Origin of the sequence: Kribbella sp. VKM Ac-2566 (genome assembly GCF_004366005.1) — a bacterium.
In the GTDB taxonomy this organism is placed as follows: domain Bacteria; phylum Actinomycetota; class Actinomycetes; order Propionibacteriales; family Kribbellaceae; genus Kribbella; species Kribbella pratensis.
The window spans coordinates 539,091-551,635 of sequence record NZ_SODT01000013.1 but is presented as its reverse complement, the minus strand read 5'-3'; the positions used below and the strand labels follow the sequence as shown (position 1 = coordinate 551,635).

The following is a 12,545-nucleotide window of genomic DNA, read 5'->3' as shown; positions in this document are numbered from 1 at the left end:
AACGTGAAGCCGTGACACCTGGGACCTCTGCTCCTGCCGCCGGCCTGTGCTCGACGTTCTGTCGGGTACTGCAGGAGCCGTTGCCCGGTACGGCGGTGGTCGCGACCGGATGGGTCGTCGTCGAGCAGCCCGGCCCGTGGGGTGCGAAGGCACCAACACAGAGTCACCTCGACCCGGAATTCGGCGGATCCTTCGACGACGAGTGCAAGAAGGTCGACGTACGGTTCGGCCTGATCCGCTCCCCTGGCCGGCACGCGGACTCGGTCGAGCGGGCGCACCAGGTGTTCGTCGCCTCCACGAGGCCGGGGAATTCGTGGCTGCTCGGCGGCCAGGTCGCGGATCCGTCCGAGCTCAGCGACCTCGACCTCGGCGCGGTCGCCCGTGGTGATCGCGCGGCAGCTGTCGCGTCACTGCCCGTCCTGACGCCGCTCGACGAACCGATCGTGCTGGTCTGTACCAACGGGAAGCGCGACGAGTGTTGTGCTCTGCTCGGACGGCCGTTGGTGTCGGGGCTGGCCGAGCGCGTGCCAGGTCGGGTCTGGGAGGCCAACCACCTCGGCGGGCACCGGTTCGCGCCGACCGCGACGTACCTGCCTGCCGGAACCATGCACGGGCATCTCACGGTCGACACGGCGGTCGAGGTGCTGGCCGCGGCCGACCGCGGCGAAACAGTGCTGACCGGACTGCGCGGCCGGTCCACCTGGACCAAGCGCGGTCAGGCCGCCGAGGTCGCCGTACGTTCATTGATCGGAGATCTGTCATTGGATTCGTTGGCGGTCGTCGGCGAAGGCGCCGACACCGTCACTGTCCAGCATGTCGACGGGCGGGCGTGGATCGTGCCGGTCACCAGTGCACCAGCCGATCCACCCCGTCCGGACTCTTGCGGAAAGGAACCGTTCGCCATGTCGATTCTGCACGCCGGTACCCCAGTGTCAGGCCCCATGTCAGGCCCAATGTCAGGCCCGATGTCAGGCCCAATTTCAGGCGCAGCCCGATGAGCGGGGGGTTCGACGACCTGCTCGCCGCCAACGCCGAGTACGCCGCCGACTTCCACTACGGCGGATTCGACGGCATCGCCCATGCCGGGATCGGCGTGGTCACCTGCATGGATTCGCGGATCCCGCCGCTGGAGATGCTCGGTCTCAAACCCGGTGACGCGAAGGTCCTGCGGTCCGCCGGCGGGCGGGTCACCGAGGTCACGATGACCGGCCTGGTCCTCGGCGTCCAGCTGCTCGGCGTCCGGCGGATCATGATCATCCCGCACACCCGCTGCGCGATGGCCGCGATGTCCGAGGACGACCTCCGCGCGAAGGTCGAACTGGCCGCCGGGAAACCGGCCGGTTACCTGCCGATCTCGGTCATCCCCGACCAGCTCGAGGCCCTCCGCCGCGACGTCGCCGCGGTCCGCGAACACCCCCTGATCGGCCAGGACATCCTCGTCGGCGGCTTCATGTACGACGTGGACAACGGCCGCCTCACCCAAATCGACTGACCCTCTCGGCGGGGCACCGTCAGAAGAGCCGGGGTTATCCGCTCGTGTGCAGGGTTCTCCCCTCGGGTATCAGTAGAGAACCCACCACGCGAGGGGATAACCCGTCGTCTGCTCGACGGGTGGCCACTGTTCCTGTCCGGGGTAGGTGGTGTCGATCAGGGTTCGAGGGTGACCTTGCCGGTGTCGAGTTCGTAGTAGGCGCCGGTCAGTTGGAGTTTGCCGGATTTCTCCAGTGGGGCGATGACGGGTGATTGGCGGAGTTCGGCGAGGACGTGGGTGACGTTGGCGTGGACGGCGTTGGTGAGGCGGTCGCCGGGTTTGCCGGAGGTCTGGCGGACGGCCGGGGCGAGGGTGTCCACGAGGTAGCCGAGCTTGCCGGGGTGGCTGGTGGGCTTGTCGAGGGCCTTGATGGTCGCGTCCAGAGCGCCGCAGCGTTGGTGGCCGAGGACGAGCAGGAGCGGGGTGTGGAGCTCGGTGACTCCGAACTCCAGGCTGCCGATCACGGACCGGTCGAGCGCTCCGCCGGCGCTGCGTACGACGACCAGGTCGCCGAGGCCCTGGTCGAAGACGAGCTCGATCGGTACGCGGGAGTCGACGCAGCCAAGGATCGTCGCGAACGGGTGCTGTCCCTTGCTCACCGCGATCCGCCGAGCGATCCCCTCGTCGAGATCCTGCTCCTGCGCGGCGACGAACCGCGCGTTTCCCGCCAGCAACCGCTCGAGCGCCTGCTTGCCATCAGCAACCACATCCGACGTGGGCGGGTGTCTTCCGATCGCACCCGCCGACGTGTGCGGCCCATCACCTCCCACCGATGCGTCCGGCTGACCGCCTCCCGGCGACGTGCTAGGACCGGCTTCCGTAGTGCAGGCGGCGAGGGCACCCGCGCCCACGGCGGCGCCGAAAGCGGTGAGGATATGGCGGCGGGACGGGGTCTTCATCGGCGGGTCTCCTCACGCACGGACGGCCGGGCGGTGCCGTCTCATCGACCGTAGCAGATTGCATACAGTCTGCAGTACCCACGAACACTGAGGATCTCTCGGATCCCGCCCGGAAATCTGATAGACACCCCTTATGAGACTCCGCCCCAGCTCATTCCACCGCTCCCTGGTCGCCGGCGCCCTGGCGCTGACCGCCGTACTTTCCGGAGCGCCGATCGCTCAGGCACTTCCGGCCACCGCGCCCGCCTTCCGCGGTGGACCGGTCACCGGCTGCCTGGACCAGTCGATCGTCGGCACGGTCGAGGAGCAACGACTCAGCCGAGGTGTCAACGGCGGTCCGTCAGTGCCCGCCGAGATCCTGCGCCGCTCAGGCTTCGACCGCCAGGTCGACCTGTTCACACAACTCCTGTGCCGCGTCCCCAGCCGCCAAGCCGCAGCAGCCCTCGTACGCACGCAAGGCGAGGCCCTCTGGCGTACGGCGACCCACCGCGCCCAGCGCACCCCGCAAGGCACTGATGCGCTACCCGCGACAGACGACCGCGGCCTGTACTGGGCGCGCATCTCAATGGCCCTCACCCTGCGCCAATGGCAACCAGCCTTCGGCCTCGGTACGACGGAACGGGCCAACCTGATCCGCTCGTTCGAGTACGCCTCCCGCGGCATCACCAGTACCCGTTTCACCCCGGGCGTCCGCAAGATCCTCGTCACCGGTTTCGACCCGTTCACGCTCGACGCGGACATCCGGATCGGCAACCCCTCGGGCGCCAACGCGCTGACGCTCGACGGCCGGCGCTGGCGGGTGAACGGCACGACGTACGAGATCCAGACGGTGATGTTCCCGGTCAGATACACCGACTTCGACGAGAGCATGGTCGAGAACGCGCTCGCACCGCACTACCGCCCCGGCGCGCAGCACGCCGACCTCGTGATGACGGCGAGCCAGGGCCGGGTGGGCATCTTCGATCTCGAGGTCTTCAACGGACGCCGGCGTTCGGTCAGCTCGATCGGCGACAACAACAACCTCTGGGGCGGCGGCACGATCAGCGCCCCGGTCGTCTCCCCCAGCATGCCGGCAGGCCCCGAGTGGCTGACCTCGAGCCTGCCGCTCGCGCGGATGGCGCAGACCGAGGTCCCGCCGTTCCGGACTCGTGTGAACACCTCCGTGCTGGAGATCCCCGTCGGCGAGACCACACCGGTGCGCCGGCCGGACGGTCCCACGGCCGGTTCGATCGCCTCCGAAGGCACCGGCGGCGGGTACCTCTCCAATGAAGTTGCCTACCGCAACACTCTGCAGCGCGACCTGCTCGACCCGTCGATGCCGGCCGGCCATCTGCACGTCCCGGTGCTGTCGTTCGACCTCGCGAACAAGACGGCGATCACCGACCCCACCTACGAGGCGAACCGCGACGCGATCGTCGCCGGCGCCCACTCGATCCTGCGCGCCGCCCTGTCATGATCAGAATAGTCGCCATGTGATCACTATTCTGATCCCAGCTTGAGGATGTCGGCCGCCCGTACGTTATATGTCGACTCTTCGACATTCAGTCCAAGCCGCCCGCCTGGGCAGCGTCCTCGAGCATGCCACGCAAGAGGCGACCACTAAAGTGATCACCACCGTACCTAAAGTGATCAGAATTGTGTGCATGAAGTACCGGCTGAACGGTTGCTGGAGGCAACGTCATTCCGCCAAGATGACCGGGAACGCCTTCAGCACCGAGTCGAACTGATGGTCGGGTGCGGGGGCGTCGGTTGCCTGCCGGTTTCCGATCTGGATCGTGTGGAGGCCTGCTTCGATGCCGCCGGCGATGTCGTGGGAGGGGTGGTCGCCCACCATCCAGCCGCCGTCGAGGGTTGTGCCGGTTCGGCTTGCGGCGAGTTCGAAGATTCGCCGGTCGGGTTTGCGAATGCCGACTGTTTCGGAGACGCAGGCGTAGTCGATGGCGTCGGCGATCTGGGTGTACTCGAGTTTCAGGTTCTGCTGGACGGTGCCGCCGTTCGTCACCACCGCGACGCGCCACCCGGCTGCCCGCAAGGCGGCCAGTCCGTCGAGCACGGGCTGCTCGACCCAGGCGAACAACGGATGTTCCTCGTCGTACGACGCCACCAACTCGTCCACCGGAGCAGCGAGTCCGAACCGCGCCCGCGCCAGCTCGAACAACTCCGCCCGCGGCCGGAACCCACCGTTGTCATGAGCAACCAACCACTCGACACCGGACTCCCCCACCCCATACAAGCCCGCCCACCACCGAGCCCACTTCAAAAACGCCCCGTCCCGATCAATCAGCGTGTTGTCCAAATCAAAACAAGCCAACCGGGACATCCGCTCCACACCCCACCCTCACACACCGGAGCACCCCAGCCCACAGCCGACACCACCTCAGCCGGCGAGCATGGACGCCCAGGCCATCACAACTGGTGACTGCTGGCACGCGCGAGCGTGCATCCGCCCGGCGACAAGCAATTGTGATGGGCTGGGTGTCCGCCTCAACTCAGACGTCGATGCGGTTTTCGTCCAGTTCGTAGGCGCCTTGGACGAGGAACTCCTTGCGGGGGGCCACGTCGTTGCCCATGAGGAGGTCGAAGACCTTGGCGGCGGCTTCGGCGTCGTCCACCGTGATGCGGCGGAGGGTGCGGTGCCGGGGGTCCATGGTGGTTTCGGCCAGCTGGTCGGCGTCCATCTCACCGAGACCCTTGTAGCGCTGCGGTGGCTCCTTCCAGCGGACGCCCTTCTTCATCAGTTCGGCCGTCTTCCGCTGGTACTCCGAGTCGCTGTAGGTGTACAGGTACTTGTCCTGCCCCTTCTTCGGGTTCGTCAGCTCGAACCGGTGCAGCGGCGGTACGGCGGTGTAGACGCGGCCCGCCTCGACCAGCGGCCGCATGTACCGGAAGAACAGCGTCGCGAGCAGCGTCCGGATGTGGGCGCCGTCGGAGTCGGCGTCCGCCATGAAGATGATCTTGCCGTAGCGCGCCTGCTCGAGGTCGAACGTGCGGCCAGAGCCGGCGCCGACCACCTGGATGATCGACGCGCATTCGACGTTCTTCAGGACGTCGCTGACCGACGCCTTCTGCACGTTCAGGATCTTGCCGCGGATCGGCAGCAGCGCCTGGAACTCCGAGCTCCGCGCCAGCTTCGCCGTACCGAGCGCGGAATCACCCTCGACGATGAACAGTTCGGAGCGGTCGACATCGTTGCTGCGGCAGTCCGCGAGCTTCGCCGGCAGCGCCGACGACTCCAGCGCGGTCTTCCGCCGCTGCAGCTCCCGGTGCTGACGCGCGGCGACGCGGGTCCGGGAGGCCGCGACGACCTTCTCCAGGACGGCGCGCGCCTGCGCCTTGTACTCCCGTTTCGTCGACGTCAGGAACGATTCGAGTTCGGTCTGCACGACCTTCGCCACGATCCGCGACGCCGCCGGCGTACCCAGCACTTCCTTCGTCTGCCCGTCGAACTGCGGCTCGGCCAGCCGCACCGTCACGACCGCGGTCAGACCCTCGAGTACGTCGTCCTTGATGATCTCCTCGCCGCTCTTCAGCAGCCGGGTGCCGTCAAGTGCGTTCGTGAAACTCTTCGACAGCGCCCGCTCGAACCCGGCGACGTGGGTGCCGCCCTTCGGGGTCGCGACGATGTTGACGAACGACCGCACCTCGGTCTCGTACCCGTCGCCCCAGCGCACCGCGATGTCGACGTCCAGGTCCCGCTCGACGTCGGACGGGGTCATGTGGCCGGCGTCGTCGAGCATCGGCACGGTCTCGGTGAAGTGCCCCGTCCCGGCCAGCCGGATGACCTCGGTCACCTTCTGGTCCGTCGCCAGGAACTCGCAGAACTCGCTGATCCCGCCGTCGTGCTTGAAGGTCTCCTCGGTGACCTCGTCGCCGCGCTCGTCGCGGATCACCAGCTCGAGCCCCGGCACCAGGAACGACGTCTGCCGCGCCCGGGTGACCAGCTCGTCGTAGTTGAAGGTCGCGTCCTTGGTGAAGATCTGCCGGTCCGCCCAATACCGGATCCGGGTGCCGGTGACACCCTTCTTCGCCCGGCCGGCCTTGCGCAGCCCCTTCGCCGGGGTGAAGCCGGCCCCGGCGCCCTCGCCGTCGAACTCACCCGCGACACCGCGCCGGAACGACGTCGTCCAGATCACGCCGCCACGGTCGACCTCGACGTCCAGCCGCGCCGACAGTGCGTTCACCACCGACGCGCCGACGCCGTGCAGACCGCCGGACGCGTTGTACGACCCGCCGCCGAACTTGCCGCCGGCGTGCAGCTTGGTGAACACGACCTCGACACCGCTGAGCTTCGTCTTCGGCTCGATGTCGACCGGGATCCCGCGCGCTCGGTCGACGACCTCGACCGAGCCGTCCTTGTAGAGCACGACGTCGATCCGGTCGCCGTGCCCGGCCAGGGCCTCGTCGACGGCGTTGTCGATGATCTCCCACAGGCAGTGCATCAGGCCGCGGCTGTCGGTGGACCCGATGTACATACCGGGCCGCTTCCGGACCGCCTCGAGACCTTCGAGGACGAGCAGATGGCGGGCGTTGTACGCCGGGTCGATCTCGGTACTGCGAGGCGTCGGGGCGGCCACAGGGCTCCTTCACTGGATTGCCACACTTACACACCGCAGCTTATGCGGCCGCACCCCCAAAACGTGGCAGGCGGGGCCCGTGACGACTGGCGGGTGGGTACCGGAGATGCGTGTCGCGACAGGTATCGATCCGGACTCGATTAAGAGTGGCGTACGACACTCCGAATCCGAGCAGACGGTGACGGCTCCATGGCGCACAGTGAGAGAAGAAGCACCCCGCCTCCGTGTATCACCAGAAATCGCCCGAAGACGAAACGATTCCGCGTCAGCAAGCGTCATACGAGGACAGGTGGTTCGTCTCACATACGGACACGTTGTCCCCACCGGGAAGCGATCCGCATGTCAGGATGTTGCAATCTGGTGAGTACGGAACTAGATGAGATGAGGCCTCAATGACTACAGCACTCGCCCCGAGTTCGGCGCTGTCTGCCGCGGATCGTTGTGACCGCTGCGGTGCGCAGGCCTACGTCCGAGTCACCCTGACCAGCGGTGGGGAGCTACTTTTCTGCGCCCACCACGGCCGCGAGCACTCGGAGAAGCTGCGCGACATCGCGATCACCATCCACGACGAGACCGGTCGGCTCGAAGCCACCCCCACGGTCACCGTAGACGACGAGCGGTGACCCACACGCTGTTCTAAACGCGCCAGCGCCGGCGCCAAAGTCATCACAGGCTTCGATGGCGGTTCACCCGAGCGGTGAACCGCCATCCCTCTTTTCACCGAAATGGCTTACACGACAGGTACGCCGGGACCGGGTCCGTGCCGCCGTAGCTCCTGCCAGGCCCGCGAAAGCCGCGCGACCGCATCATCAAGCACTTGCTCGGAGTAGGCGAACGGCACCCGTAAGTAGTCGTTGTGGGCACCCGACGGATCCATCGCCTGCCCGGCCACCACCTCGACGCCGTGCCGCAAGGCCACCTGCGCGAACACCCGAGCATCAGTGTCCGGCAGCCGGACCCACAACGCCGATCCACCGACCGGCGGCGACCATTCCCAGTCCGGTAGTCGTTCGGTCAGCAACTCCCCCATCAGCTTCTTCCGCACGGTCGCCAGCCGCGCCCGGACCGACGTCAGCTCGGTCAGCCGCGGCAGCAGCCGGGCAGTCAGCGCCTGGTCGATGACCGGACTCCCCAGGTCGGCCAGCGCCTTGTGCCGCGCCAGCCGCTCGGCAAGCGGCCGCGACGCCCGGATCCACCCGATCCGCAGTCCGCCCCACACGGCCTTCGACACCGACCCGATCGTCAGCACCTCGGCGTCGTCCGGCGCATACGCCGCCAGCGGCGGCGGGATCTCCGGACCGGCCGGATCCCACGCCGAGTACGCGTTGTCCTCGACCACGACGACTCCGTGCCGCGCCGCCAGTTCCGCGACCTGCCGGCGGCGGTTCGCCGACATCAGCCGGCCGGTCGGGTTGTGGAACGTCGGCATCACGAACAGCATCGCCGGCTGATGCTCAGCGAACGCGGCCTCGAGCAGGTCCGGCCGGATGCCGGCGTCGTCCAGCGGTACGCCGACCACTCGTCCGCCGGCCGCGCCGAACAGGTCGAAGCATCCCGGCCAGCTCGGCTGCTCGATGGCGACCGTGGCGCCGTTGCGCAGGTACATCTGCGTCGCCAGCGCGATCGCCTGGTGCGCGCCGGTCGTCACCACGATCTCGTCGGGCGACGTCGGCAACCCGCCCTCGGTGAAGTGTTCCGCGATCCGCTCCCGCAGTATCGGCAGGCCGCGCGGGTGGTACCCGACGTCGCCGAGCAGTGTGGGCAGCTCGTCGGAGGCCAGCGCGATGAGCTCCGACGACAGTTCGGGCAGCCCAGGATCCACGGCGTAAGTGAGCGAGATGACCTCGCCCGGTCCGACCGTGATCCGGTGGAACAGCGACTCGCCGTACCCGGCGGGCATCTGCTTGTCCGATCGTGAACGACCGCGTCCGGCCGTCCGCGCGACCGTCGTACCGCTGCCGCGCCGGCTTTCGACCAGGCCGCGGGCGCGGAGCTCGTCGTACGCCGCGACGACCGTCGAGCGGCTGATCGCCAACGAGTCGGCCAGCCGCCGCTCGGCCGGAAGGCGGGCACCGACCGGGAGCTCCGCGGAGCCGATCAGCGCGGCGATCTCGTCGGCCAGCCGCCGGTACAGGCCGCCGCTGCGGGTGCTCAGCCGGTGCCCGATCAGGTCGGCCAGCGCCGACGGGTCTCCAGAACGGTCCACTTCTCCTCATATTGGCTCGGGTGGACTGCTTCTCGCGCCGCCAGGCTAGTACCGGAAGGCAGTCCAGTTCGAGAGCAGGAGTGAGCAGACATGATGATCGGTCAGCTACTGGGGTTCACCGGCGCGACGGTGGTGCTGGTCGGGATGCCGGGGCCGAACAACTTGTACATCTCGCTCCGCAGCCTCACCCAGGGCCGTCGCGCGGGCGTCGTCTCCGCCCTGGCCATCGAGACCGGGACGCTCGTCTACATCGTCGTGACCGCGCTCGGTCTCGCCACCCTCGTGCAGACGTCGCCCACACTCTTCACCGCCATCACCGTCGCCGGGGCGCTCTACCTCGCATACCTCGGTCTCAAGCTGCTCAAGGCTCCCGCGGGCGACCACGCGGCCGATATCCAGGCCGCGCCGCTCGGCCGCGTGTTCCGCGACGGTGTCGTGGTGAACCTGCTCAACCCGAAGGCCGCGCTGTTCTTCCTCGCCTTCCTGCCGCAGTTCGCGACCCGCGGCGCGGATCCCGCTCAGCTCCGCACGGAACTCCTCGTGCTCGGCGTCGGCGCCTTGCTGATCGGCCTCACCCTCGACCTCTGCTACGCGATCGGCGCCGACGCCGTCGGCCGCCGCTTCCGCTCGGTCCGTACGACGAGCCGCCGGCGCAACCTGATCGTCGCGGCGATCTACCTCGGACTGTCCGCGTTCGCGCTGATCACGGCACTCTGAGAACCTTCGACAACCACCACTGAGCCGTTCTCGAACCGCAGCGACAACGTCTCGCCGCCGACCCGCAACCCGCCGAGTTCGAGCACCTGCCAGGGCAGCGAGTCAGCGGGATTGATCGCCAGCGTTCCACCGGGTACATCGGGCTCGATGCCGAACGCGGCGACCAGAACGGCGATCGCCGAGGCCGCCGCCCACGCCTGCGGACGGCACGAGAGCGGGTACGGCGTCGGCGTACTCTCCACGCTCTTCCCGCGTCCGCCGTACAACTCCGGCAGGCGGTAGTCGAACGCCTCTGCCGCACGCACCAGACCCTCGACGTACGACGACGCCACGTCGGCCTGACCGCTCGCGAACAGGCCTTGGACCGTCATGGCGGTGTCGTGCGGCCACACGCTGCCGGTGTGGTAGCCGAGTGGGTTGAAGCGGGTCATTGCGGTGGACAACGTTCGCAGCCCGAAGCCACTGTTCAGGTCCTCACCGGCCAGTACGTCGGCGACCGTCTGCTCCTCGTCCGCGTCGAGCAGCCCGGTGCCGAGCAGGTGGCCCATGTTCGAGGCACGGCCGGCGACCGGGTTCTTCGCGCCGTCGAGCGCGATCGCCGGGTAGCCGTCGATCCAGAACTCCTCGCGGAAGCGTTCCTGCAGCGCGGTCGCCCAGGTCCGCCACTCGTCGCCGGACTCGCCGTGCGCGTCGAGCAGTTCGGCGCCCTTGACGGCAGCGGCGTACGCGTATCCCTGCACCTCGCACAGCGCGATCGGCGCCGTCGCCAACGTCCCGTCGGGCCACTGCACCGCGTCGTTGGAGTCCTTCCAGCCCTGGTTCGCGAGCCCGTGACCAGACTCGTCGACGTACTCGAGGAAGCCGTCGTCGTCCGGGTCGGCGTACTCCTTCATCCAGGTGAGGGCGCGCTTCAGGTTCGGCAGCAGGTCACGGACCTCGTCGGCGGGCATGCCCCACCGCCATGCCTTGTGCAGCGTCATGATCCACAGCTGGGTCGCGTCGTGGGTGCCGTAGTACACAGCCGGGAGGACCAGTCCGCCGCCGTGGTCGGCGACCTCGGCGCGGAGCTCGTGCGGGATCTTGCCCGGCTGTTCGGCGGATCCGGCGTCGACCTTGGTGCCTTGCCGCGCGGCCAGTGCGCGCAGCGTGCCGGCGGCCAGCGTAGGGTCGACAGGGATCAGCATGCCCGACGAGATGAGCGAGTCGCGGCCGAAGAGCGTGAGGTACCAGGGCGGACCGGCGCCGAGGTAGCGGTCGTCGTCGGCGGCGAGTTGGAGCGCGCGGACGTCCTCCAGCGAACGGTCCAGCCAGCGTTCGACGCGCTTGTCGTCACAGCGGACAGTGACGTCGTACGGCGTGCGCTCGGCCGGCGGCTCGATCGAGAAGCCGGTGTTCGACTTCGGGAAGTCGGCCGTGACGCGCACGGTGATGGTGAACTCCTCCCCCGGCTCGATGCGCGGCGTGGCCGAAACGCCGGGGTCGGCGGTGACCACGACGCGGGTGTCGTCGCTCTCCCAGCGCGTGCGGCCGGGGCCGTCCGGGAGCGGTGCAAGTTGCGGCAGGCTGGTGGCGGCGCCGCTGCGGACCGCGGCCGTGCCGGCGAGATCGGTGCCGAGGGCAACATCCAGCCGGCCCGCGATCGCCGACCGGGAACGGTTCACGAGGGTGATGCGCTCGGTGAGACCTTCGGAGTCGACCGTCCGGGTCCGGTACAGCATCACGGTCGGGTCGTGCCGGGTGTCGCCCAGTCCCTCGACCATCGCGACGTACTGATGGGTCGCCGCATCCCGCTCGTCGACGTGCACCGGGATCGGCGCGCGACCGTCGACCGTCACGCTCAGGTGGGACAGGATCCGGCGGTCCCGGGCGTACACGCCCTCGGCGCCGGCTCCGGTCAGCTGACCGGAGCGGGGCGACAGGACCACCCACGGGGCAGCGAGCGCGGTGACCAGTTCGTGCAAAGGGGACATGTCTCCACCCTAAAGGCCGGTCGGTGCGAGAGAGTGTGGGTATGGAGACAGGGGTGACCGTACTGGTCGGGATCGCGATCTTCGTCGGGATCGTGGGCATCGTCGTACCGATCCTGCCCGGAGCGATCCTCAGTCTGGCTGCGATCCTGGTCTGGGCGATCGTCGAGCACAGCGCGATCGGGTGGGTCGTGTTCGCGATCGCCGTGGTCCTGATCGGTGCGAGTCAGGTGGTGAAGTACGTCGTACCGGAGCGGCGGCTCCGTGAGGCCGGCGTACCGCGGCGGTCGATGGTCGTCGGGATCCTGCTCGGCATCGTCGGGTTCTTCGTCATCCCGGTGGTCGGCATGTTCGTCGGCTTCCCGATCGGCGTCTACCTGTCCGAGCTGCAGCGCCGGCGGGACCACGCCGCGGCCTGGACCTCGACCAAGCACGCGCTTCGGCAGACCGGCGTCTCCATCCTCATCGAACTGGTCGGCACGTCACTCGCCGCAGCCGTCTGGCTCGTCGCGGTGCTTTTCGTCGTCTGAGCGACACCGTTCTTAGCTGATTGCCAGGTTCCTCTTATCCGCGGCGGAGGTTCGTCCAAGCCTGACGCGTCATCCTGGGAGGGACGAGTGCCGGGTGACGTCCCGGCACGCAGTACGGAAG

The 12,545-nt window shown here is 68.3% G+C and carries 11 protein-coding genes; 6 read left to right on the top strand and 5 right to left on the bottom strand.

Going from position 1 to position 12,545, the window contains the following annotated elements; all coding sequences use genetic code 11:
- The first annotated feature begins 11 nt into the window (after positions 1-11).
- The gene (locus EV647_RS33420; RefSeq protein ID WP_134010086.1) at positions 12-998 is read left to right on the top strand and encodes a sucrase ferredoxin; all 987 of its coding nucleotides are present in this window, start codon (positions 12-14) and stop codon (positions 996-998) included.
- On the top strand, positions 995-1,492 hold the full coding sequence (locus EV647_RS33415) for a carbonic anhydrase (protein ID WP_134010084.1): 498 nt from the start codon (positions 995-997) through the stop codon (positions 1,490-1,492). Before EV647_RS33420 ends, EV647_RS33415 begins: the two co-directional genes overlap by 4 nt.
- A 155-nt stretch (positions 1,493-1,647) precedes the next feature.
- Here EV647_RS33415 and EV647_RS33410 read toward each other — a convergent pair whose 3' ends face one another.
- Complete coding sequence (locus tag EV647_RS33410; RefSeq protein WP_134010082.1) at positions 1,648-2,430, bottom strand: carbonic anhydrase; 783 nt, start codon at positions 2,428-2,430, stop codon at positions 1,648-1,650.
- 133 nt (positions 2,431-2,563) lie between these two features.
- On the opposite strand from EV647_RS33410, the gene EV647_RS33405 reads away from it, so the two are divergent.
- Positions 2,564-3,886: a hypothetical protein gene (locus tag EV647_RS33405; protein WP_134010080.1), complete on the top strand. Its 1,323-nt coding sequence runs from the start codon at positions 2,564-2,566 to the stop codon at positions 3,884-3,886.
- 222 nt (positions 3,887-4,108) lie between these two features.
- On the opposite strand, the gene EV647_RS33400 is transcribed toward EV647_RS33405, so the two are convergent.
- Both EV647_RS33400 and EV647_RS33395 read right to left on the bottom strand, forming a co-directional pair.
- A complete protein-coding gene (locus EV647_RS33400; protein WP_134010078.1) occupies positions 4,109-4,750 on the bottom strand; it encodes an HAD family hydrolase in 642 nt (213 codons plus the stop codon).
- 169 nt (positions 4,751-4,919) lie between these two features.
- The gene (locus EV647_RS33395; protein WP_134010076.1) at positions 4,920-7,004 is read right to left on the bottom strand and encodes a type IIA DNA topoisomerase subunit B; all 2,085 of its coding nucleotides are present in this window, start codon (positions 7,002-7,004) and stop codon (positions 4,920-4,922) included.
- Positions 7,005-7,396: 392 nt separating this feature from the next.
- Between EV647_RS33395 and EV647_RS33390 the strand changes: the two genes are divergently transcribed.
- The gene (locus EV647_RS33390; protein WP_133789309.1) at positions 7,397-7,627 is read left to right on the top strand and encodes a hypothetical protein; all 231 of its coding nucleotides are present in this window, start codon (positions 7,397-7,399) and stop codon (positions 7,625-7,627) included.
- A 107-nt stretch (positions 7,628-7,734) separates the two neighbouring features.
- On the opposite strand, the gene EV647_RS33385 is transcribed toward EV647_RS33390, so the two are convergent.
- A complete protein-coding gene (locus tag EV647_RS33385) occupies positions 7,735-9,210 on the bottom strand; it encodes a PLP-dependent aminotransferase family protein (protein ID WP_134010074.1) in 1,476 nt (491 codons plus the stop codon).
- A 90-nt stretch (positions 9,211-9,300) separates the two neighbouring features.
- Between EV647_RS33385 and EV647_RS33380 the strand changes: the two genes are divergently transcribed.
- Complete coding sequence (locus EV647_RS33380; protein WP_134010072.1) at positions 9,301-9,927, top strand: LysE family translocator; 627 nt, start codon at positions 9,301-9,303, stop codon at positions 9,925-9,927.
- Here EV647_RS33380 and EV647_RS33375 read toward each other — a convergent pair.
- Positions 9,885-11,897 (bottom strand): glycogen debranching N-terminal domain-containing protein, encoded by a 2,013-nt coding sequence (locus EV647_RS33375; protein WP_134010070.1) that lies wholly within the window; start codon positions 11,895-11,897, stop codon positions 9,885-9,887. The genes EV647_RS33380 and EV647_RS33375 overlap by 43 nt on opposite strands.
- Before the next feature lie 41 nt (positions 11,898-11,938).
- Here EV647_RS33375 and EV647_RS33370 point away from each other — a divergent pair, with 41 nt between their 5' ends.
- A complete protein-coding gene (locus EV647_RS33370) occupies positions 11,939-12,424 on the top strand; it encodes a DUF456 domain-containing protein (RefSeq protein ID WP_134010068.1) in 486 nt (161 codons plus the stop codon).
- Positions 12,425-12,545: the final 121 nt, after the last annotated feature.